Below are 21,912 nucleotides of genomic sequence, written 5' to 3'. Positions count from 1 at the left end.
GGCTGGTCCGCGAGCGCAGCGAGCCACTGGCCAAACGGGCCATCAGTCGCACGAAGGGCTAGCGGCAGGCGAGGGTGTTCTTGGGGAGCTTTTCGGCGGCCTTCGTGAACGCGGGCAGCAACAGCGGCTCGGGCGCGTAGTCGCGGGGGATCAGCACCTCCACGGCGGGGTCGCGCCCGAACGTCGTGAAGCGGGTGCCGTCGCTCAGCTTCTGCGCGACCCACCCGATGCCGTCAACCTCGATGCAGTCGTCCGTGGTGGGTCCGAGCGCCGGGACACCGCACCGGGCGATGATCGGCGGATCCCCGTATGCCGCACCGGCGCTCGCGTCCGAGACCTCGCGACGTGCGTGGGTCCCGACCTTCTCCGGCCATGCAGAGGCGACGTCACGGCATACCTCGCCGTGGGAGAGGGACGTGGGCGCGATCTCGACGGCGGACGAGCAGCCGGAGAGCATGACGACGGCGGTGGCGCCGAGCGCCACCGCCGTCGTTCTGCGTGACCGTGTGGGCACGGTCAGACGTGGACCACCGTGCAGGTGAGGGTGCGAGTGATGCCCTCGACCTCCTGGATCTTGGCGATGACGAGCTTGCCGAGCTCGTCGACCGTCTCGGCCTCGACGCGGGCGATGCAGTCGTAGGGACCGGTGACGTCCTCGGCGAGAGCGACCCCCGCGATCTCACCGATCGCCTGGGCCACGGCTGCTGCGCGACCGACTTCGGTCTGAATCAGGATGTAGGCCTGGACCACTGGGTGTCACCTCACTGTCGTGGAACGAGCACCGTATGCCGTTCCGCTGGGTCTGCTGGATCGTGCCTTGACCGTCGCCGGGGCGTCGGTGTCTGCACGGTACCGTGCCGGTGGTCCGCAAGTCTCGGGTGGCTCAGGAGGTGGGTGCATGGTCGCGCACACGACGATCGGCTCCGTGAGCGAGTCCGATCTGCTCGCCCGCATCATTCCCCTGTTCGGCGAGAGCCCCTCCGCGGGTGCCGGGGTGCTCGTCCCGCCCGGTGACGACGCCGCCGTGATCACGGCTCGCGAGTCCGTCGTCGTCACGACCGACTCGATGGTGCGCGGACGTGACTGGCGCGACGACTGGTCGACCGGGCATGACGTGGGCATCAAGGTCGTCGCCCAGAACGTCGCCGACGTCGCGGCCATGGGCGCGGTGCCCACGGGTCTGCTCGTCTCCCTGGCCGCGGACCCCGACACCGAGCTCGACTGGGTGCTCGACCTCACCCGTGGCATCGCCGTCGCTGCCGAGGACGCCGGCTGCCCCGTCGTGGGCGGGGACCTTTCATCGGCCCCGTCAGGCGTCGTCATCGTCGCCCTCACGGCCTTCGGTGACCTTCAGGGGCGCCAGCCGGTCCTGCGCTCGGGTGCCCGGCCCGGTGACGTCGTCGCCGTGGCGGGCTCGCTCGGCTGGTCCGGTGCTGGGCTGGCACTCTATGAGGGCGGTGCGCTCGACCCGATCTCACGCTCGGAGAGCCCTCGACACCTCAGTCCTGTCAACAAGGCGGCCTCCCTGCTCATGTGGTTCCACCGGTCCCCGCGTCCTCCGTGGGAGTCCGGGCCGGTGGCTGCCGACGCCGGGGCCACCTCGATGATCGACCTCTCCGACGGGCTCGTGCGTGACGGTGGCCGGGTGGCCACGGCCAGCGGCGTCGAGCTGGCGCTGGACGAGACGCTCCTGCGCGAGCACTTCCTGGCCGGACCGGTCGAGCTGGCCGTCGGTCCGGAGACGGGTTGGCGGCAGGTGCTGTCCGGGGGAGAGGAGCACTCTCTGCTCGCGACGTTCCCGGCGGACCGCGTGCCCGATGACCCGCGCGCCCCGTGGACGGTCATCGGCCGCGTGGTGGATGCCGGCCCGAAGGGGCCGCGGCTCACCGTCGGCGGCGCCGTGCCGAGCGTGACCGGCTGGGACCACTTCGCAGGCTGACCGGCATACCGGCTGCTCGTCTTCCTGGCCCGCTGGGACACCTCGCGCGCACTCGAAACCCCGCACCACCTTTTCCGGCCGGTCCGGGAAGCGGAGTGTTCGGCCCGGAACAGTTCCCGGCCGAACACTCCGCTTGTGTGACCAGCCGGAAAAGGTGGGGCGCTCTTCACAGCCCTGCGCGCTGGCCTTCGGGCATGCGAAAGGGCGCCGTCCGCAGTCGGACGGCGCCCTTTCGGGATGGGGCTAGGGGGTCAGCGCTTGACCTTGCCCGCCTTGAGGCAGGAGGTGCAGACGTTGAGGCGCTTGGGGGTCACACCCTTGTCGCCGACGAGAGCCTTCACGCGCTGGATGTTGGGGTTCCAGCGACGCTTGGTGCGGCGGTGCGAGTGCGAGATGCTGTGGCCGAAGCCGGGTCCCTTGCCGCAGACATCGCAGTTGGCAGCCACGGTTGGTCTCCTTGAGTCAGGTGTCATACGAGAGGGCTGAAGAGCCAGCCGTCCCAGGTCAGTGGATTCCGGTGCCCGCCCCAAGGCATGGGGCTCACGCGGAACCGTCAAAGCGTAGCCGAGTTCGGGTGTGGCTCCAAAACGAGTCGGTGGCGCCCGATAGCCTGCCACCGTGCCAGCCGTTCTCGACGCCGATGGAGCCCGCCAGTGGGGCGCGCTCACCCGCGCGGCCTTCGCGGCCCGCCGTGCGGAGATCGACGGGCTCAATGTCTTCCCGGTCCCGGACGGTGACACGGGCACCAACCTCTACCTGACGATCGACACCGCGATCAACGAGGTCAACCGGGTCCACGGGGCGCAGGGGATCCTCGGCACCGCCAGCCTGGTCGACGAGTCCCGCAACCTCTCTCGCGCGATGCTCATGTCGGCCCGCGGCAACTCGGGGGTCATCGTGAGCCAGATCGTGGCGGGGATCAGCCAGGTCATCGTCGAGGAGGAGCTCACCGAGGTCGACGGAGCCGCCCTGGCCCGAGCCGTCACGCGCGGCGCCGAGCTCGCCCGGGCCAGTGTGGCGCATCCCCAGGAGGGCACGATCCTCAGCGTGGCGGACGCGGTCGCGGTCGCTGCACGAGAGCGAGCCGACGCCGGCGGCGACGCGATCGAGGTGGCCGCTGCGGCGGTCGCCGCGGCCGAGACCGCTCTGGCGCGCACGCCCGAACAGCTGCCGACGCTCGCCCGCGCCGGGGTCGTGGACGCCGGTGGCGCCGGCTGCCTGCTCATGATCGAGGCGCTGCACCGCGCGCTGACGGGCGACTGGAACGGCGAGACGGGCTCTCTGCACCACGAGTCGGACGACCTGGGACCCCGGGCGTCGTGGCACGCCGAAGCCGTCCCCGCGGCTGTGGCCGACGGTGCCGGCTCGGAGCAGCCGATGGGAGGCCTGGCGGCGGCCAGTCCCCACGACCCGCTGGACGCCGCAGCGACCGGACTCGACGGACCGGCGTTCGAGGTCATGTTCCTGCTCGACGAGAGCGACGCCGAGCGGGTGGCGATGATGCGGACCGCCCTCGATGGCCTGGGCAACTCCCTGCTCGTCGTCGGCGGACCCGACCTCTGGAACGTCCACGTGCACGTCGACGACGTCGGCGCCGCCATCGAGACCGGGATCCAGGCAGGCCGTCCGCACCGCATCAGGGTGACGCACTTCGCCACGCAGATCGCGGCCCGCGAGCCCCAGCACTTCGCCGTCGTCGCGTGCGCCGCCGGTCCCGGCATGGCGTCGGTCCTCAGCGAGGCAGGCGCCGAGGTGGTGCTGAGCGCACCGGGGGCGCGGGCATCGGCCGGGCAGCTCCTCGACGCCATCCGTCGTACCGGTGCAGCGTCCGTCGTGGTGCTCCCCAACGACAAGGACACCCTCATGGCGGCCGAGGTCGCCTGCCGTGGTGCCAAGGACGACGGCATCGACACCGCGATCATCCCGGCGCGCACCGCCGTGCAGGGGCTCGCGGCCCTGGCCGTCGTCGACTTCGACAGGGGCCTGCGCGAGAACGTCATCGCCATGACCGGCGCCGCCGTGTCCACCCGCCACGGAGCCGTCTCGATCGCGTCGCGCGAGGTGCTCACCTGGGCCGGGTCGGTGTCGGTCGGCGACATCCTGGGCATCGTCAGCGGTGATGTGGCGCTCATCGGGGACGACCTCACCGAGACCGCCGTCGAGGTCCTCAACAGGCTCCTGTCAGGTGGTGGCGAGCTCGTCACCCTCGTCTCCGGGGCAGAGGCCGACCCGGACTTCATCGATGCCGTCGAGGCGCGCATCGCCAAGGAGCACGCAGAGGTGGAGGTCGTGCGCATCGCGGGCGGGCAACAGGTGTACCCGCTCCTCGTGGGGGTGGAGTAGCCCGGTGTACGACGAGTCGACGCCGCTGACCAAGGTGCTGGACAAGCGCGAGGCCAAGAAGTTCAAGGACTCGCGCGGCATTGCGACCGTGGGTGACCTGCTGGCCTACTGGCCGCGCCGCTACCAGGACCGCGAGAGCAACTTGGCCGCGGCACGGATCGGCTCCTACATCGTCGCCGTGGCCGAGGTGAAGTCGGCCACCACCCGGGCGATGAAGGCCCGTCGCGGCAAGATGCTCCAGGCCGTGATCACCGATGGGAGCAAGGATCTCGAGATCACGTTCTTCAGCGCCTACGGGCACGAGGGCAAGCTCGTCCCCGGCACGCGCGCCCTGTTTGCCGGCAAGGTCTCCTCCTTCAACAACCGTCTCCAGCTGGCCCACCCCGGTTACTCCTTGCTCAGCGACTTCGACCGGGGGGACCGGCGCGACCTCATCCCCATCTACAAGCAGGTGGGCAACCTCCACACATGGACGGTCACCGAGTGCGTGCGCATGGTCCTCGACCTGCTGCGCGAGAGCCCCGAGCCGATCCCTGAGGAGATCCTCGACCGGCGCGACCTCGGCGACCGCACGTCGGCGCTGCGCGGCATCCACACACCCCAGTCACACGCAGAGGTCGACGCGGCGCGCCGGCGCATGTCCTACGAGGAGGCGTTCATCCTCCAGGTGGCGCTCGCGCAGCGTCGCGCACGCCAGTCGGCGGAGTCCACGATCGCTCGCAGCCCCCGCCCTGGTGGACTGCTCGACGCGTTCGACGAGCGCCTGCCCTTCACCCTCACGGCCGGACAGGTGGAGGTGGGCCGGACCCTGGCCGCCGAGATGGCCCGCGACGTCCCCATGCACCGGCTCCTCCAAGGGGAGGTCGGCTCGGGCAAGACGGTCATCGCGGTGCGGGCGATGCTCGCCGCGGTGGACTCCGGGGGCCAGGCTGCGCTGCTCGCTCCCACCGAGGTGCTCGCCATGCAGCACCACCGCTCGATCACGGCGATGCTCGGTGACCTCGCCGAGGGCGGCATGCTCGGTGGCAGCGACATCGGCACCAGGGTCACCCTCCTCACGGGCAGCATGTCGACCGCCTCACGACGCAAGGCCATGCTCGACATCGCCAGTGGCGACGCCGGGATCGTCATCGGCACCCATGCGCTGATCCAGGAGCACGTGAGCTTCCAGGACCTGGCGCTCGTCGTGGTCGACGAGCAGCACCGCTTCGGTGTCGAGCAGCGGGATGCCCTGCGCGGCAAGGCCGCCCAGCCACCCCACGTCCTCGTCATGACCGCCACCCCCATCCCGCGCACCGTCGCCATGACCGTCTTCGGCGACATGGAGACCTCCACCCTGAGCGAGCTGCCGGCTGGGCGCGCGCCGATCACGACCCATGTCGTGCCGGAGGGCAAGCCGGGCTGGCTCCAGCGCACCTGGCAGCGCATCGCCGAGGAGGTCGCGCAGGGGCGCCAGGCCTATGTCGTGTGCCCGCGCATCGGCGATGATGACGAGCCCGACGAGGAGGCCGAGATCTTCGCTCCCGAGGCGGCCGGTGACACCGACGGCGACGGGGGTGCTGAGGACAGCGACGATGACGCGCCCCCGCCCCGCCCGCTCGCCTCGGTCCACCGGGTCCACGCCGACCTCGTTGCCAACCCCGCGCTCGAGGGCCTGCGGATCGAGATCCTCCACGGCCGTCTGCCGGCCGATGAGAAGGACGGGATCATGCGCGACTTCGCGTCGGGTGGCATCGACGTCCTCGTCTCGACCACCGTCATCGAGGTCGGTGTGGACGTCCCCCGGGCCAGCGTCATGGTCGTCATGGACGCCGACCGCTTCGGTGTCTCGCAGCTGCACCAGCTGCGTGGTCGCGTCGGGCGAGGTGGCCTCCCGGGACTGTGCCTGCTCGTCCACTCGGGCGACCCGGAGACCCCGCACGAGCGCCTGGACGCCGTGGCCGGCACGACCGACGGCTTCGAGCTGGCCCGCATCGACCTGCGCCAGCGTCGTGAGGGCGACATCCTGGGCTCCTCGCAGCACGGCGTGCGCAGCCAGCTGCAGTTCCTCCACGTCCTCGAGGACGAGGACCTCATCGAGGACGCCCGCGAGGATGCCTTCGCGGTGGTTGCCGACGACCCCGACCTGACCGCCCACCCCAGGCTTGCCGAGCTGGTCCACGCCCGCGTGGACGCCGAGCAGGCGGCCTACCTGGAGCGGGGGTGAGTCGTCGATGACCCGGATCATCGCCGGCACGGCCGGAGGGCGTGAGCTGCGCACCCCACCCGGGCGCGGGACCCGTCCCACGAGCGACCGGGTGCGCGAGGCCCTCTTCTCCGCCCTCGAGGCGCGCGACGCGCTCTCGGGAGCGCACGTGCTCGACCTGTATGCCGGCTCCGGGGCCCTGGGACTGGAGGCGGCCAGCCGTGGTGCGGCGGCGGTAACCCTCGTCGAGTCGGACCGGACGGCGGCCGGGGTGATCCGGGACAACGCTGCCCGGCTCGGGTTGCCGGCGACGGTCCTCGCGACCACCGTCTCGTCGGCGCTGGCGGGGACGGCCCAGGAGCACGACCTCGTCTTCCTCGACCCGCCCTACGACCTCACCGAGGAGGCGCTCGCGGCCAACCTCTCGGCTCTGGTCACGGGCGGGTGGCTCGCCGAGGCGTCCCTCGTCGTCGTCGAACGCTCCAAGCGCACCGCCGAGCCGAGCTGGCCCGAGGGGCTCGAGCCCGAACGGCTCAAGAAGTACGGCGAGACCGTCATCTGGTACGCCACGAACTGACGGGGTGCTTCCTCTCCGTCACGTCCGAGAATCAGCAAGGATGCCGACATGAGCGACTACCAGATTCCCCGGCCGACCAGTGGTGACGTGCTCGACCTCATCCTCGACGACCACCGCCTCTTCGAGGACCTCCTGCGGCAGGCGCGACGCAACGACGTCGACCGCGAGGCAGCACGCACGGCGCTGACCGAGCTGCTCGTCGCGCACGGCGAGGCCGAGGAGGAGAAGGTCTACTCGACGCTGCGCACGAAGCGCGCGATCGGGGAGCACGAGCAGGAGCATGGCAAGGAGGAGCACGCCGAGATCAACGAGGCGATCATCGGCTTCCTCGAGGCCAAGGGCACCGACACCGACAAGTACGACTCGGCCCTCGAGGACCTGGCGACGGCGGTCAACCACCACGCCAACGAGGAGGAGCAGACGATTCTCAACCCCGCCCGGGAGGACGTCTCCCTCGACGTCCGCAAGGAGCTCGGCGTCGCCTGGGCGACCAGGCGCAACGAGCTGCTCGACCAGGGGTGCGCCAGCCTCGAGCAGGTCAAGGCGCTGCTCCACCGCGCTGAGGAGGAGGGCACGATCGCCTCCCCGAAGGCCCGTGAGGAGGCCGACGAGATCGAGGAGAAGGCCAAGAAGGAGGCGAAGGAGGTCGAGGAGGCCTCGAAGGAACAGGAAAAGGCCGGCGACTGAGCCGGACGCCACCGGAACCGTAGGCTGGCGCGCGTGAGCGAGCAGCAGATTCGACGAGCCCTGTGCCCGGGCTCCTACGACCCCATCACCCTGGGCCACGTCGACGTCCTCGTGCGGGCGGCCGCGCTCTTCGACGAGGTCGTCGTCGCGGTCCTGCACAACCCCGCCAAGCACGGCCTGTTCGGCGTGGAGGAGCGGCTCGGCTTCATCGAGCGCGCCGTTCCCGAGGCGGTCGCCCCGCGCGTGCGCGTCGAGGCCTTCGCTGGTCGCCTTCTTGTCGACGTATGCCGTGACGTCGGTGCCGATGCCATCGTCAAGGGGCTGCGCGGTGAGACCGACTTCGCCTACGAGCTGCCCATGGCGCTCATGAACCGGCACCTGACCGGCGTGGAGACCGTCTTCCTGCCCGGGTCGCCGGAGTACGGGCACGTGTCGAGCTCGCTGGTCAAGGAGGTCGCGCGGTTCGGGGGAGACGTTGGCGGGCTCGTCCCGCACGAGGTCCTGGCCGCGTTGACGGAGAAGTTCCCGGCCGGGTCCTGAGCGTGGAGGAGCCTGCGTCCGCGGAGGTGGTCGCGAGGGCGACCAGGTTTGCGGACGCAAGCAGTCGGCATACGGCAGCGTCCGCGGAGGTGGTCGCGAAGGTGACCAAGGTTGCGGACGCAAGCAGCCGGCATACGGCAGCACCCGGCTTGCGGACGCCACCCGATGGGAGAGGTCGCGACCGAGCCGCCCGACGGACTGCATTTGGGGAGGTGGCACCCCCTCCGGTACCTTTGATCTTCGGTCTGCGTCAGCCGTGACGACGGACCGAACCACTCGACCATGGCAAGGGCAATGACTCGTCTCGATCCTCGGTCTCCTCTGGTACTCGACACCAAGGAGGTTGGCCGGCGACCCGGCTCGATGGCAGAGCTCTCGCGCGTGGTGGAGGCACCAGCCGACTTCGGCACGGAGGTGCTGCGCGTTGCCGAGGGGGAACCCCTGTCGGTCGACGTGCGGCTCGAGTCCGTCGTCGAGGGCGTCCTGGTGAGTGGTTCGGTGCAAGGCACGGCGACCGGCGCCTGCGTGCGGTGCCTGGATCCGATCAGCCACGAGGTGGCTGGGACGTTCCAGGAGCTGTTCGCCTACGCCGATCGCAACGCCCACCACCAAGAGGTGGGCGACGAAGAAGCAGCCGAGGTGTACCTCGTCGAGGACGGTCTCATCGACCTCGAGATGGTGCTCCGGGACTCGGTGGTGCCCGCACTGCCGTTCCAGCCCGTGTGTCGCCCGGACTGCCCGGGGTTGTGCTCCGAATGCGGAATGCACCTCGAGGACGACCCGGACCACGCACATGACGTGATCGACCCCAGGTGGGCGGCTCTCACGGACCTCGCGTCCGAGCCACCCACGACGAAGACAACAGACAGGACCTGACGTGGCTGTTCCGAAGCGGAAGACGTCTCGCTCAAACACCCGCCACCGCCGTGCAAACTGGAAGGCCACGCCCGTCACCCTGACGGCGTGCCCCCAGTGCAAGGCGCCCACGCAGCCGCACATCGCGTGCCCGTCGTGCGGAACCTACAACGGCCGCCACTACGGCGTGGCCGAGCGCACCGAGCACCAGGGCTGAGCCCACTCCTCATGGGGAGGGGCGCGAACGGCCCTGTGGCCAGGACGCCACAGCGCCCCGTCGCTGAGCTCCACCAGCACCTCACCGAGGTGACCGGTGGAGACATTGACGAGGCGCTGCTCGGTCGTGCCCTGACGCACCGCTCCTACGCCTACGAGGCCGGGGGCATCCCACACAACGAGCGCCTCGAGTTCCTCGGCGACTCGGTGCTGGGCCTCGTCGTCACCGACACGCTGTACACGACCCACCCCGACCTCACCGAGGGCCAGCTCGCCAAGCTGCGGGCCGCCGTCGTCAACATGCGCGCCCTCGCGGCGGTCGGCCGCACCCTCGGGTTGGGCGACTACCTGCACCTGGGCCGGGGCGAGGAGGCCACCGGTGGGCGCGACAAGGACTCGATCCTCGCGGACACCGTCGAGGCCGTCATCGGTGCGACCTACTGCAGCGCTGGCCTGGAGGCCTCGAGCGCGCTCGTGCACCACCTCCTCGACCCGCTGATGGCCAGTTCGGCGACCCTCGGTGCGGGGCTGGACTGGAAGACGAGCCTGCAGGAGATCGGCGCACTGCACTCTGCCGGCGCGGTCGAGTACGTCCTCGAGGAGGAGGGCCCCGAGCACGCCAAGACGTTCAGCGCGCGGGTCCTCGTCGGTGGCGAGGAGCACGGCGCCGGAGTGGGACGTACCAAGAAGGACGCCGAGCAGCAGGCCGCCGCCCAGGCATGGCAGGTCCTGCGTGACCGCCACGGTGACGGGGCGTCGACCGCCCCCTTGCCCGACCTCGGCTGAGCGGGCCTGACCGGTGCCCGAGCTGCCCGAGGTCGAGGTCGTCCGCCGCGGCCTCGCCGACCACGTGGTCGGCCGCCGCATCACGGCTGCCTCTTTCACCGGAGCCCGGGTCGCGCGGCGCCACATCCCCGGCCCGGTCGACCTCGCCCACCGCATCACCGGGCTCGAGGTCACGCAGGCGCGTCGTCGCGGCAAGTACCTCTGGCTCGTCCTCAGCGAGGACGGCCACCCCGTCCACGGACTCATCGCCCACCTGGGGATGAGCGGCCAGCTGCTCGTCGAGCCGGCCGACGCCCCGGACGAGAAGCACCTGCATGCGCGCTTCACCTTTGCCGACGGCGATCCCGAGCTGCGCTTCGTGGACCAGCGCACGTTCGGAGGCTTCGCGCTCGACGACCTCGCCGACGACGGGGTGCCCCACCAGATCCGCCACATCGCCCCCGACCCGTTCGAACCTGTCTATGACCAGGCGGCGGTCGTGCGCCGGATCAAGGCGAGCGACAGCGCCATCAAGCGGATGATCCTGCACCAGGGCGTCGTGTCCGGAATCGGCAACATCTATGCCGACGAGGCTCTCTGGCGAGCCCGCGTCCACGGCGAACGCCCCTCGAGCAGCCTGACCAAGCCGACGATCGCCCGGGTGCTCGAGCACGCCCGCGAGGTCATGGCGGCCGCGCTGGTTCAGGGCGGCACGAGCTTCGACGCGCTCTACGTCAACGTCAACGGCGCCTCGGGCTACTTCGACCGGTCGCTGCACGCCTACGGGCAGGAGGGCCGGCCCTGTGCCCGGTGCGGCACGCCGATCCGGCGCGAGCAGTTCATGAACCGGTCCTCGTTCTCCTGTCCCCAGTGCCAGACTCGCCCGCGCGTCCGCCGCCGGGCGGGGTGAGTCACGGGATCGGGAGCTCCTTGAGCGTGACGGTCTTGCCGGTATGCCGTGCGCTCAGCTCCGCGAACGCCTGGCGGATGGTCTTGGCGTAGAGGTGGGCACCCACGAGGGAGGGGTGGATGCCGTCGGACTGGAGCTGGCCCTCGGTGCCCTTGAGGGCGGCGTCCCAGTCGGCCAGGGCGACGTTGTCGCGCCCCGCGACGAGCTGCTCGAGGGCCGCGTTGTCCTCGGCGATCCGGTTGATGCGGCCGTGGAGCGTGACGAGGACGACCATGCGGTCGGGGCCGAGCGCATCCAGGGTCTCGCGCGCCCGCTCGAGGTCCGTGCCGGCGTTGGTGCCGAGGGCGATGACGACGGCCCGGCGGTTGGCGGCACCGCGCTCCCGGACGAGCTCGAGTCCCTCGGACCACTGGCGGTTGGAGCGAGCGTCCAGGCGGATCCCGGGGAAGTAGTAGCGCAGGGCATGGACGCTGCCCACCATCATCGAGTCGCCGTAGCCGTCGATCTCGGCGCCGGTCGGCATCGTCCAGCTCTGCACCAGCGGGGCCGGTTTGCCCTTGGTCGAGGCCTGGGCAGCGGCCGCGCCGGACGGTGCTGAGGTCGAGGACGTCGTCGACGCCGTGGTTGCGGGGGCCGAGGCCGTCGCGGCCGAGGCGTTGGCCTCGAGCAGCTGCTCGACACGGGTCCTCGTGGGGGCCGTCACGAGGACGACGGTGAGGATGATGGCGAGGACGGCCACGGAGGCCCAGACCGCCCGGGCCGTGCGCGTGCCGGAGTAGCGGATCGTGTGCAGCAGGCGCCCGGCCGAGCCGCGGAACCCGTGCGTGCGCACCGGCGTCTCGATGAGGCGGTAGGACAGGTCGGCGATCGCGACGGTGACGGCGACGCACCACAGGCGGGACCAGAGGTAGTTCTCGGAGCCGCGTGCCGCCCACGAGAGGTCGGCCTCGACGATGAGGATGACCGGCCAGTGCCAGAGGTAGAGGCCGTAGGAGCGTTCACCGACCCAGCGCAGCACCGGCAGGTTGAGCACGGTTCGCAGGGGAGTCGGGCGCTCGACCACGCCCAGCACGAGGACGGTGGTGGCCAGCGATGCAGCGAGAAGGCCGCCCCGGAACGTCAGCGGGTTCGACTCGTCGAGGAACAGCATGAGAGCCACGAGGGCCGCCCCGGCGAGTGCCACGACCGGGACGCGCACCCTCTGCCACCGGTCGCTCGAGGTCCACGCACGGTGCGGGGCCGCCCAGGCGAAGGCCAGCGCAGCCCCGAGCATGAGTCCCATGAGGTGGGTGTCGGTGCCGTAGTAGACCCGGGTCGCGCCCAGCGACGGGTCGAAGCGGGTCGCCATGAGCACGGCCGAGGTCGCGGCCAGCGCGAGGGCACAACCCGTCCGGACCCTGGACGAGGGGGCGAACCGCAGCAGGGCGAGCGCGACGAGCGGCCACACGAGGTAGAACTGCTCCTCGACCGCGAGCGACCAGAGGTTCATGAGCAGCTGGGGCGCGGTGCTGTGGAAGTAGTCCGAGCCCGCGGCGATCTCGAGCCAGTTGCTCGTGAAGGTCAGGGCGCCGACGGCCTGCCGGCGGATGCCGACCAGCAGGTCGGTCTCGACGAGGCGGGCGAGCAGGATGACGCTCGGCACGAGGACGAGCAGCGCAGGCAGCAGGCGCCTGGCTCGCCGGGTCCAGAACCCCCACAGGTCGATGCGCCCGGTGCGCGCCCGCTCGCGCACGAGCAGGGTCGTGATGAGGAAGCCGGAGATGACGAAGAAGACGTCGACCCCGAGGAATCCACCGGGGAGCCAGCGGGGGTCGAGGTGGAAGGCGAGGACGGCGAGGATCGCGACGGCACGCAGGCCGTCGAGGCCCGGCAGCCGGCCCGATGAAGGCGCGGTCGCGCCGCGGGACGGGGCTGGCCTGCGCCTGGCTCCGGGCCCCGCTGCTGGGGTCTCCACGCTCATGCCCTCAGGTTATGGACGTGCACCGACAGGGTCCGGGAGGCGCGCTGGGCCGGGTCGGACCTACGATCTCGCCATGGAGAGCAGTCTTGACCCCGATCGGGACGGCCTGCAGCCCATCCGTGCCACCGTCACGGTGAGGGGCCGCGTCCAGGGCGTGGGCTTCCGCTGGTGGACCAGGGCCCGCGCGCTCGAGCTCGGACTCGTCGGCCATGCCCGCAACACCTCGGACGGACGCGTCGAGGTCGTCGCCCAGGGGTCGCGTGGAGCCGTCGACCGGCTCGTCGACCTGCTCGGTGAACAGCCCTCCACGGCGCACCGCCCGGGTGAGGTCCTGTCGGTCTCGACGCCCCTCGTGAGCGAGCCGCGCGAGGGGGTCTCGGGCTTCGTCGAGAGGTGACGTGCGCACGGGCCGGGGGCGGACGGCATACCGGCTCGTGGGACGTGGGCACTGCGGGAGGGGAACGTTCCTACGATGGGGCGATGAGCGACGTCCCTCCCGAGCTGGCCCGTCTGCGATCGAGCATCGACAACATCGACGCGGCCCTCGTCCACCTGCTCGCCGAGCGCTTCAAGTGCACCCAGCAGGTCGGCGAGCTCAAGGCGACCGAGGGTATGCCGCCCGCTGACCCCGCACGCGAGGAGCGCCAGGTCGCGCGGTTGCGTGGGTTGGCACACGAGAGCGGGCTGGACCCCGAGTTCGCCGAGAAGTTCATCAACTTCGTCATCGCCGAGGTCATCCACCACCACGAGACGATCGCCAACAGCTGACCTCTCGTTTTCCGGCTGATCAAGCAACCGCACTGTTCCGCCGGGAACCGTTCCCGGCCGAACGCTCCGTTGCTGTGACCAGCCGGAAAAGGTGGGCCGCGTCGTCGGCCACAGCGGGCCCAAGGGCCTCAGCGGCACCTCTGGTCACATCAGTCACGGGCAACGCAGAGCACCCCGCAGGTCCCGGGCCCGCCGTGTGCCCGCCGGTACAGTGGCCGCGTCGATCCGTCAGCAGTCCCGCCGAGGAACCGAGAGCCATCGCGTGTACGTCAAGAGCCTGACCCTCAAGGGGTTCAAGTCCTTCGCCTCGGCCACGACGATGCGCCTCGAGCCCGGCATCACCTGCATCGTCGGCCCGAACGGCTCGGGCAAGTCCAACGTCGTCGACGCCCTCGCCTGGGTCATGGGCGAGCAGGGTGCCAAGACGCTGCGCGGCGGCAAGATGGAGGACGTCATCTTCGCCGGCACCGCCGGGCGCCCGCCGCTCGGACGCGCCGAGGTGAGCCTGACGATCGACAACACCGACGGCGCCCTGCCGATCGACTACGCCGAAGTGACCATCACGCGCACGATGTTCCGCAACGGCGGCTCCGAGTACGCCATCAACGGCACCCCCAGCCGCCTCCTGGACATCCAAGAACTGTTGTCCGACAGCGGGATCGGTCGAGAGATGCACGTCATCGTCGGCCAGGGGCAGCTCGACGCCGTCCTGCGCGCGACCCCCGAGGAGCGACGCGGCTTCATCGAGGAGGCCGCGGGCGTCCTCAAGCACCGCAAGCGCAAGGAGCGCGCCCTGCGCAAGCTCGACGCGATGGAGGCCAACCTCACCCGCGTGCACGACCTCACCGGTGAGATCCGTCGTCAGCTCGGCCCGCTCGGTCGCCAGGCCGAGGCCGCGCGCAAGGCCGCCGTCATCCAGGCCGAGGCTCGGGATGCCCGCCAGCGACTGCTCGCCGACGACCTCGTCCAGCTCACCGCGACCCTCGAGCAGGAGGTCGCCGACGAGACCGCGGTCATCGAGCGCCGCACCACCGTCGAGAACGCCCTCGAGTCGCTGCGCTCGCGCATCACCGAGATCGAGCGGCAGGCCGCCGACGCAGCCCCCGAGCTCGGGCGCTCGCAGGACCGCTTCGTCAGGCTCCAGTCCCTGCGTGACCGCCTCGAGTCCACCGCGTCGATCGCCCGCGAGAGGGTCCGCCTGCTCAGCCAGGACGACGTCGACGAGGCGACGACCGGGCGCGACCCCGAGGAGCTGCGCGCGCAGGCGGCACAGGCCCGCGAGGCCGAGCAGAAGCTCCTCGCCGAGGTCGCCAGCGCTGCTGAGCAGCTGTCGCTGTCGGTCACCGCACGTGCGGAGGCAGAGCAGGCGTATGCCGCGGAGCAGGACCGTCTTGCACGTCTCGCGCGCGCCGCGGCCGACCGCCGCGAAGGGCTGGCCAAGCTGGCCGGTCAGGTCGGTGCCCGTCGCAGCCGGATCGAGGCGGGGGAGGCCGAGATCGGCCGGCTCCGCGGCATCATCGAGGCGTCGCAGAAGCGCGCCGCCGAGGCCGAGCAGGCCTTCTCGCACCTCGAGGGGACGGTCGCCCACGACGAAGAGGGCGAAGAGGGTCTGGACAGCGCCTACGAGACCGCCGCCGAGGAGCTCGCCGAGATCGAGGGACGCATCACCGCGCTGGAGAACGCTGAGCGCGACGCCGAGCGTGAGCGCTCGGCCGCCTCGGCCCGGGTCGAGGCCCTCGGCCTCAGCCTGCGTCGCAAGGACGGCGCCGCTGCGCTGCTGGCCGCCTCGGACGAGCAGCACGGGATCGTCGGCACCGTCGCCTCCCTGTTGCAGGTCACCCGCGGACACGAGGGCGCGGTCGCAGCGGCACTGGGGTGGGCCTCGGAGGCACTTGCCGTGGCCTCGGTCGAGGGAGCAGCCCAGGCCGTCTCCGCCCTGCGCCGGGACGACCAGGGCCAGGCCACCCTGCTCGTCGGCGACACCGCGTCCTCGTCCGACCCCTCCACCTGGCCCGACCTCGAGGGCTCGGGCGTCTGGGCCCGCGACGTGGTCTCGGCGCCCGCAGACGTGCTGCCCGCCGTTGACCAGCTCCTCGACCGGGTTGCCCTCGTCGGTGGTTCAGAGCACGCCCTGGCCCTCGTCGCCCGGGGCCTCGGCATCACGGCCGTCACCGAGGACGGCGACGTCTTCGCACCCGGCTGGGTGCGGGGTGGGTCCAGCAGCGGTGAGTCGCTCCTCGAGATCCAGTCGGCGTTCGAGGAGGCGCAGTCGGCCGTCGCAGCGGCCACCGCCAAGGGAGAGCAGACCCGATTCCGGCTCGCGACCGAGCGCGAGCAGGCGGCCGCCGTCACCGAGCGCGTCGAAGCGGCGCTGGAGGCGCTGCACGACAGTGACGCCCGCATGGCCGCCGTCGCCGAGCAGCTCGGTGGGCTCCAGTCGACGATCCGCAGCAGCCGGGCCGAGATCGAGCGCACCGAGCGCACGATCGCGGACGCCGAGTCGGCCCTCGAGACCGACCGCGTGGAGTTCACGGCGCTCACCGCACGACTCGAGGAGGCGAGTGCCGAGCCCACGCAGTCCGAGGAGCCGTCGACGGACCTGCGCAACGACCTCGAGCTCGCCGCCAGCCGGGCCCGCACCGCGGAGACCGAGCTGCGCCTCACCCTGCGCACCCGTGAGGAGCGCGCTCGTTCCCTCAAGGGGCGGGCGGACTCGCTCGAGGGCGCCGCGCGCAACGAGATCCAGGCACGCGAGAAGCTGCGCCAGCGTCAGGAACGACGCCGTCGCGAGGTGACGATCGCTGACGCAGTGGGCCGCGCGGCGGCATACGCCACCGACCGCATGGCGAGTGCGCTGGAACGCGCCGCACGTCTGCGCGAGGAGGCCGAACGTGGGCGGGCCGAGCGCGACACGGCGGTCCACGCACTCCGAGCCGAGATGGCCACGCACCAGGACGAGCTGCGCGAGCTCACCGACTCGGCCCACCGCGACGAGGTCGCCCGTGCACGACAGGTCGCCCGCATCGAGCAGCTGCAGGCCAAGGCGGTCGAGGAGCTCGGCGTCGACCCCGACGTCCTCATGGAGGACTTCGGGCCGCACCAGCTCATCCCCTTCATCGCCGGACCGGACCACGTGGGCGACCTGCCCATGCCGTCGGCCTTCGTGCGTGACGAGCAGGAGAAGCGGCTGCGCAAGGCCGAGCGCGGCCTCTCGGCTCTCGGCCGGGTCAACCCGCTCGCCCTCGAGGAGTTCGCGGCGCTCGAGGAGCGGCACAGGTTCCTCACCGAGCAGCTCGAGGACCTCAAGAACTCCAAGCGCGACCTGCTCGACATCGTGAAGTCGGTCGACGAGCGGGTCGAGCAGGTGTTCGCCGAGGCCTTCCACGACACGGCCGCGCAGTTCGAGGGCGTCTTCGGCCGCCTCTTCCCGGGGGGCGAGGGCAAGCTCACCCTCACCGACCCAAGCGACATGCTCACGACGGGCATCGAGGTCGAGGCACGTCCGCCCGGCAAGAAGATCAAGCGGCTGTCACTGCTCTCCGGTGGTGAGCGTTCGCTCGTGGCGGTGGCCCTGCTCGTGTCGATCTTCAAGGCGCGGCCGAGCCCGTTCTACATCATGGACGAGGTCGAGGCTGCCCTCGACGACTCCAACCTCGGCCGGCTCATCACGCTCTTCGAGGAGCTGCGTGACAGCAGCCAGCTCATCGTCATCACCCACCAGAAGAAGACGATGGAGATCGCCGACGCCCTCTATGGGGTGAGCATGCGTGGGGACGGCATCACGACCGTGGTGTCCCAGCGCATCCGCGACGTCGCCGCCACCGCCTGACTGCTTCCGTGGTGGTTGACGCGGCCGAAGGTGTCCAGCGGCCAGATGCGGAAGACGACGGGACCAACCACCCGGTTCACCGGCACGAAGCGAGCGCATCCCTCGGCCTGGGTCCCGCCGCGGCAGTTGACGACGGAGTCCGCCGACTGCGAACGGTGGTCACCCAGCACGAGGAGCCGGTCGGTGGGAACACGGATCTCGGGGAAGCACCGTGAGGACCGTGGGGTCGTGTCGCAGGTCAGGTCGGGGGCACGGAACGTGAGGTCCTCGAAGACGTAGGGCTCCGCGAGAGGCTCGTCCTCGACGGTCACCCGGCCCTGGTCGTCGCAGCACTGCACGCGGTCGCCCGGCAGGCCGATGACCCGCTTGACCGTGTAGGCCTTGTTGGACGGCCCGATCCCGGTGAGGTCGCCGAACGTGCGGACCGCCTTGAGCAACGGGTTGCCGGCCTCCGGAAGCTGCGACTCCTGCCAGGACTCCCCGTGGGAGAACACGACGACGTCGCCGCGGTGCACCTGGGGGTTCGTCCGGTTGACGATGATCCGATCGCCGATGCGCAGGGTCTGCTCCATGGACTGCGACGGCACGCCGAACGGCTTGACCACGAACGCCTGGATCAGCGCGACCACGAGCACGGCGAACAGGATCTCGACCCCCACCGGGAGCCTCCGGCGGCCCCGAGGAGGGGGCGTTGCCGAGGTTGTCGCCGTCACCCGGCCGAGCCTACGCGGCGCCCGGTGGCCGGGGGGCGCCTTCTCGCACGGGGTGTCGTTTTGCACGCGCGGCCCCGACTGGGAGATTCTTGGAACATGGTTGCGCTCATCATCGGCATGCTCATCTGCGTCGCACTCGCCCTGGCCGTCGTGGCGATGGTCGCCGTGCCCGCCCGACGCGATGGCCGGGACCTGCTCACGCCCAAGGGCGAGGAGGTCGTGAGTGCCCTCAAGGACCGCCAGCAGTCGTCCCGTCAGCGTCTCGAGCGCCCGGAGGGCGACGAGTCGTCCGAGGACGGCGTGGCCCACGCCCCGGCCGGGGGCGTGAGCAGCACCGCAGCACCCGCGAGCGCGGCCGCCCAAGCTGCCTCGGTCGCACCGGCCGCTCCCGTCGACCCGGCGCGCTCCTGATGCGCTCCGGGATCGACCACTCCGCCGGTGACCCCACGGTCCGTCCGCAGGACGACCTCTTCGCGCACGTCAACGGCGGCTGGGTGGCGCGCACCGAGATTCCGGCCGACCGCGGGCGCTACGGCTCGTTCGACATCCTGCGCGAGACCGCCGAGCAGCAGGTGCGCGACATCATCACCGCCGTCGCACAGGGCAACCCGGAGGCCGGCACCGTCGCCCGCAAGGTCGGCGACCTCTACAGCTCCTTCATGGACGAGGCCCGCATCGACGAGCTCGGCGTGGCGCCCCTCGAGCCCTTCTTCACCGCGATCGACGAGGTGGCCGCACCGGCCGACGTCATGAGGCTGCTCGGGTCGTTCCTGCGCGCGGGCGTCGATGGCCTCGTCCACCCGATCGTCAACACCGACGACCGCGACTCGAGCCGCTACGTCGTCTACCTCGAGCAGGCGGGCATCGGCCTGCCCGACGAGGCCTACTACCGGGACCCGCAGCACGAGGCCATCCGGGCGGCCTACCCCGGTCACCTCGCGCGCATGCTCACCCTTGCGGGCGTGTATGCCGGTGACGCGGCGTCCGCTGCCGCCGACCGCGTCATGGCACTCGAGACCCGCATCGCCGCGGCCCACTGGGACACCGTCGCCAACCGTGACGCCGTGAAGACCTACACCCTCGTCGACCGTCAGGGCCTCGCCGAGCTCACGCCGGGCGTGGACTGGGACGCCTACCTCGCTGCGGCGAAGGCGCCGGCCGGGGCCTTCGACCAGGTCATCGCCCGCCAGCCCGACCACCTGCGCTCGATGGCGGCCGCCCTCGCCGACGTCGACGTCACGACGTGGCAGGACTGGCTGCGCTGGCGAGTCGTCCACGCCCTGGCCCCCTACCTCGCTGACGCCGTCGTCGCCGAGAACTTCGACTTCTACGGCCGCACGCTCTCCGGCGTCCCGCAGATCCGCGACCGGTGGAAGCGCGGCGTGGGTCTCGTCGAGGACGCCCTGGGCGAGGCCGTCGGCCAGCTGTACGTCGAGCAGCACTTCCCGCCCCGGGCCAAGGAGCGCATGCTCGAGCTCGTCGACAACCTCGTCGAGGCGTTCCGGCGTGACTTCGCCGACCTCGAGTGGATGGGCTTCCAGACCCGCACCGAGGCTCTGGCCAAGCTCGAGGCCTTCACGCCCAAGGTCGGCTACCCGGAATCGTGGCGCGACTACTCCACGCTCAAGGTCGTGGCTGAGGAACTGCTCGGCAACGTCGCCCGCGCCTCAGCCTTCGAGGTGGACCGCAACCTGTCCAAGCTCGGTGGGCCCGTCGACCGCGACGAGTGGTTCATGACTCCCCAGACCGTCAACGCCTACTACAACCCCGGCCTCAACGAGATCGTCTTCCCCGCGGCGATCCTGCAGCCGCCGTTCTTCGACGTGGACGCCGACGACGCCGTCAACTATGGCGGCATCGGTGCCGTCATCGGGCACGAGCTGGGCCACGGTTTCGACGACCAGGGCTCGCAGTACGACGGCGAGGGCAACCTGCGCAACTGGTGGACCCAGACCGACCGGGAGAACTTCGACGGCCGTGCCCAGCGGCTCATCGCCCAGTTCAACGAGCTGGAGTCGCGCGACGCACCCGGCCACAAGGTCAACGGCGCGCTCACGGTCGGTGAGAACATCGGTGACCTCGGCGGGCTCACCATCGGGCACGCGGCATACCGGATCTCGACGGAAGGCACGCAGGCGCCGGTCCTCGACGAGCTCACCGGTGACCAGCGCTTCTTCATCGGGTGGGCCCGCGTGTGGTGCGGTGTGGCCCGCGAGGCCGAAGCGGTGCGCCTGCTCGCGATCGACCCGCACGCACCGATGGACCTGCGGGCCAACGCGGTGCGCAACCTCACCGAGTTCCACGAGGCGTTCGACGTCACGCAGGGTGACGGCATGTGGGTGCCCGAGAAGGACCGCATCCGGATCTTCTGAACTCGGCGTCCGGCGGTGATGCAAGGATGGTTCTCGTGAGCGCCATCGACACTCTCTGGGAATTCATCGCCGTCGCCGTCGGCCTGCTCGTCATCCTTGGCGGGCTCGCCGTGGCCCTCCTGCGAGGGCGGGGTGGAGCGACCAAGGAGCTGCCGCCCGAGCAGCCGACGCAGGCACCGACTCGTCCGGCGCCGGGCAGCGACGAGGTCGACGACCGCGCCGGCAGCGGGTCGTCGGTCGACACCCTGCCCCCGCCTGCCGGGGACACCATCGACGACACGGTCGAGGAGACGCTTCCGCCCGTCGCGGTCCCCGAGGTCGAGCGCCCCGAGGCGCCGCGGACCCGGTTGCAGCGGCTGCGGGCCCGGCTGGCCCGCTCCAACACCGCGCTCGGCAAGAGCCTGCTGGCCCTGCTCTCGCGAGGCGACCTCGACGAAGCGGCCTGGGAGGACGTCGAGGACACCCTTCTCACGGCGGACCTGGGCGTCGAGGCGACCACCGAGCTCGTGGACGCGCTGCGCACCAAGGTCAAGGTCAACGGCAACGCCGACGAGGCCACCGTGCGCGGCTGGTTGCGCGAGGAGCTCATCACGCTGGTCGACCCGTCGATGGACCGCACCATCGCGTCCTCGCGTGTCGAGGGGCGCCCAGCCGTGATCCTCGTCGTCGGCGTCAACGGCACCGGCAAGACGACCACCGTGGGCAAGCTCGCGCGCGTGCTCGTGGCCGAGGAGAAGGATGTCGTCCTCGGGGCGGCTGACACGTTCCGGGCAGCTGCTGCCGACCAGCTCCAGACCTGGGGGGAGCGCGTGGGCGTTCCCACCATCCGGTCCGATCGCGAGGGCGCCGACCCCGCTGCCGTGGCGTTCGACGCCGTCAAGGGTGCTGCCGAGCTCGAGTCCGACGTGGTCATCATCGACACCGCCGGTCGCCTGCACAACAAGGTCGGGCTCATGGACGAGCTGGGCAAGGTCAAGCGCGTCATCGAGAAGCAGAGCCCCATCGACGAGGTGCTCCTCGTGCTCGACGCCACGACCGGCCAGAACGGCCTGCGCCAGGCCGAGGTCTTCAGCGAGGTCGTCGGCATCACCGGCATCGTCCTCACCAAGCTCGACGGCACGGCCAAGGGCGGCATCGTCGTCGCCGTCCAGCGCAAGCTCGGCGTCCCGGTCAAGCTCATCGGCCTGGGCGAGGGTCCCGACGACCTGGCGCCCTTCGACCCCGAGGGGTTCGTCGACGCCATCATCGACTGA

Annotated in this window: 21 protein-coding genes; 16 read left to right on the top strand and 5 right to left on the bottom strand. The window is 71.1% G+C overall.

Going from position 1 to position 21,912, the window contains the following annotated elements; translation table 11 throughout:
- Positions 1 to 58: 58 nt before the first annotated feature.
- Both ASG74_RS05515 and ASG74_RS05510 read right to left on the bottom strand, forming a co-directional pair.
- Positions 59 to 514 carry a DUF3515 family protein gene (locus ASG74_RS05515; protein WP_235498833.1) on the bottom strand — a complete coding sequence of 152 codons (456 nt, stop codon included), beginning with the start codon at positions 512 to 514 and terminating at the stop codon, positions 59 to 61.
- A gap of 2 nt (positions 515 to 516) precedes the next feature.
- On the bottom strand, positions 517 to 750 hold the full coding sequence (locus tag ASG74_RS05510; protein ID WP_056139944.1) for an Lrp/AsnC family transcriptional regulator: 234 nt from the start codon (positions 748 to 750) through the stop codon (positions 517 to 519).
- A 148-nt stretch (positions 751 to 898) separates the two neighbouring features.
- Here ASG74_RS05510 and thiL point away from each other — a divergent pair, with 148 nt between their 5' ends.
- On the top strand, positions 899 to 1,939 hold the full coding sequence (thiL, locus tag ASG74_RS05505; protein ID WP_056139941.1) for a thiamine-phosphate kinase: 1,041 nt from the start codon (positions 899 to 901) through the stop codon (positions 1,937 to 1,939).
- A 251-nt stretch (positions 1,940 to 2,190) separates the two neighbouring features.
- Here the strand turns inward: thiL and rpmB are convergent, their stop codons facing one another.
- On the bottom strand, positions 2,191 to 2,385 hold the full coding sequence (gene rpmB / locus ASG74_RS05500; RefSeq protein ID WP_009778186.1) for a 50S ribosomal protein L28: 195 nt from the start codon (positions 2,383 to 2,385) through the stop codon (positions 2,191 to 2,193).
- Between the two features lie 172 nt (positions 2,386 to 2,557).
- Here rpmB and ASG74_RS05495 point away from each other — a divergent pair, with 172 nt between their 5' ends.
- The 9 genes from ASG74_RS05495 (at position 2,558) to mutM (ending at position 11,017) form a co-directional block, all read left to right on the top strand.
- Positions 2,558 to 4,282, top strand: a complete 1,725-nt coding sequence (locus tag ASG74_RS05495) for a DAK2 domain-containing protein (protein ID WP_056139937.1) — start codon at positions 2,558 to 2,560, stop codon at positions 4,280 to 4,282.
- Between the two features lie 4 nt (positions 4,283 to 4,286).
- Positions 4,287 to 6,488 (top strand): ATP-dependent DNA helicase RecG, encoded by a 2,202-nt coding sequence (locus ASG74_RS05490; protein WP_056139934.1) that lies wholly within the window; start codon positions 4,287 to 4,289, stop codon positions 6,486 to 6,488.
- Positions 6,489 to 6,495: 7 nt separating this feature from the next.
- Positions 6,496 to 7,044, top strand: coding sequence for a 16S rRNA (guanine(966)-N(2))-methyltransferase RsmD (gene rsmD, locus ASG74_RS05485; protein WP_056139931.1), 549 nt, complete (start codon positions 6,496 to 6,498; stop codon positions 7,042 to 7,044).
- 48 nt (positions 7,045 to 7,092) lie between these two features.
- Complete coding sequence (locus ASG74_RS05480; RefSeq protein ID WP_056139929.1) at positions 7,093 to 7,731, top strand: hemerythrin domain-containing protein; 639 nt, start codon at positions 7,093 to 7,095, stop codon at positions 7,729 to 7,731.
- Between the two features lie 33 nt (positions 7,732 to 7,764).
- Positions 7,765 to 8,271, top strand: a complete 507-nt coding sequence (gene coaD / locus ASG74_RS05475; protein ID WP_056139925.1) for a pantetheine-phosphate adenylyltransferase — start codon at positions 7,765 to 7,767, stop codon at positions 8,269 to 8,271.
- Between the two features lie 294 nt (positions 8,272 to 8,565).
- Entirely contained in the window at positions 8,566 to 9,147 is a 582-nt protein-coding gene (locus ASG74_RS05470; RefSeq protein WP_056139921.1) for a YceD family protein, read from the top strand.
- 1 nt (position 9,148) lies between these two features.
- A complete protein-coding gene (gene rpmF / locus ASG74_RS05465; protein ID WP_056139918.1) occupies positions 9,149 to 9,343 on the top strand; it encodes a 50S ribosomal protein L32 in 195 nt (64 codons plus the stop codon).
- A gap of 11 nt (positions 9,344 to 9,354) precedes the next feature.
- A complete protein-coding gene (gene rnc / locus ASG74_RS05460; protein WP_056139914.1) occupies positions 9,355 to 10,128 on the top strand; it encodes a ribonuclease III in 774 nt (257 codons plus the stop codon).
- A gap of 13 nt (positions 10,129 to 10,141) precedes the next feature.
- Positions 10,142 to 11,017 carry a bifunctional DNA-formamidopyrimidine glycosylase/DNA-(apurinic or apyrimidinic site) lyase gene (gene mutM / locus ASG74_RS05455; protein ID WP_056139912.1) on the top strand — a complete coding sequence of 292 codons (876 nt, stop codon included), beginning with the start codon at positions 10,142 to 10,144 and terminating at the stop codon, positions 11,015 to 11,017.
- Position 11,018: 1 nt separating this feature from the next.
- On the opposite strand, the gene ASG74_RS05450 is transcribed toward mutM, so the two are convergent.
- The gene (locus tag ASG74_RS05450) at positions 11,019 to 12,977 is read right to left on the bottom strand and encodes an acyltransferase family protein (RefSeq protein ID WP_056139908.1); all 1,959 of its coding nucleotides are present in this window, start codon (positions 12,975 to 12,977) and stop codon (positions 11,019 to 11,021) included.
- 73 nt (positions 12,978 to 13,050) lie between these two features.
- On the opposite strand from ASG74_RS05450, the gene ASG74_RS05445 reads away from it, so the two are divergent.
- The 3 genes from ASG74_RS05445 to smc all read left to right on the top strand — a co-directional run bounded on the left by ASG74_RS05445 (position 13,051) and on the right by smc (position 17,574).
- Positions 13,051 to 13,374, top strand: coding sequence for an acylphosphatase (locus ASG74_RS05445; RefSeq protein ID WP_056139902.1), 324 nt, complete (start codon positions 13,051 to 13,053; stop codon positions 13,372 to 13,374).
- An 83-nt stretch (positions 13,375 to 13,457) separates the two neighbouring features.
- On the top strand, positions 13,458 to 13,745 hold the full coding sequence (locus ASG74_RS05440; protein WP_056139899.1) for a chorismate mutase: 288 nt from the start codon (positions 13,458 to 13,460) through the stop codon (positions 13,743 to 13,745).
- Between the two features lie 262 nt (positions 13,746 to 14,007).
- Positions 14,008 to 17,574 carry a chromosome segregation protein SMC gene (smc, locus tag ASG74_RS05435; protein WP_056139897.1) on the top strand — a complete coding sequence of 1,189 codons (3,567 nt, stop codon included), beginning with the start codon at positions 14,008 to 14,010 and terminating at the stop codon, positions 17,572 to 17,574.
- Here smc and lepB read toward each other — a convergent pair.
- On the bottom strand, positions 17,496 to 18,233 hold the full coding sequence (lepB, locus tag ASG74_RS05430; RefSeq protein WP_082569542.1) for a signal peptidase I: 738 nt from the start codon (positions 18,231 to 18,233) through the stop codon (positions 17,496 to 17,498). The genes smc and lepB overlap by 79 nt on opposite strands.
- A gap of 150 nt (positions 18,234 to 18,383) precedes the next feature.
- Between lepB and ASG74_RS17595 the strand changes: the two genes are divergently transcribed.
- The 3 genes from ASG74_RS17595 to ftsY are packed head-to-tail and all read left to right on the top strand — an operon-like array spanning position 18,384 to position 21,912.
- Positions 18,384 to 18,698 (top strand): hypothetical protein, encoded by a 315-nt coding sequence (locus ASG74_RS17595; protein ID WP_235498832.1) that lies wholly within the window; start codon positions 18,384 to 18,386, stop codon positions 18,696 to 18,698.
- Entirely contained in the window at positions 18,698 to 20,659 is a 1,962-nt protein-coding gene (locus ASG74_RS05420) for a M13 family metallopeptidase (protein ID WP_056139894.1), read from the top strand. The genes ASG74_RS17595 and ASG74_RS05420 overlap by 1 nt, the downstream gene beginning before the upstream one ends.
- 35 nt (positions 20,660 to 20,694) lie before the next feature.
- Positions 20,695 to 21,912 carry a signal recognition particle-docking protein FtsY gene (gene ftsY / locus ASG74_RS05415; RefSeq protein WP_082569541.1) on the top strand — a complete coding sequence of 406 codons (1,218 nt, stop codon included), beginning with the start codon at positions 20,695 to 20,697 and terminating at the stop codon, positions 21,910 to 21,912.

This window comes from Knoellia sp. Soil729, assembly GCF_001427985.1.
GTDB lineage: Bacteria > Actinomycetota > Actinomycetes > Actinomycetales > Dermatophilaceae > Knoellia.
The sequence above is the reverse complement of the archived record's forward strand: the minus strand, read 5'-3'. Positions and strand labels throughout refer to the sequence as shown.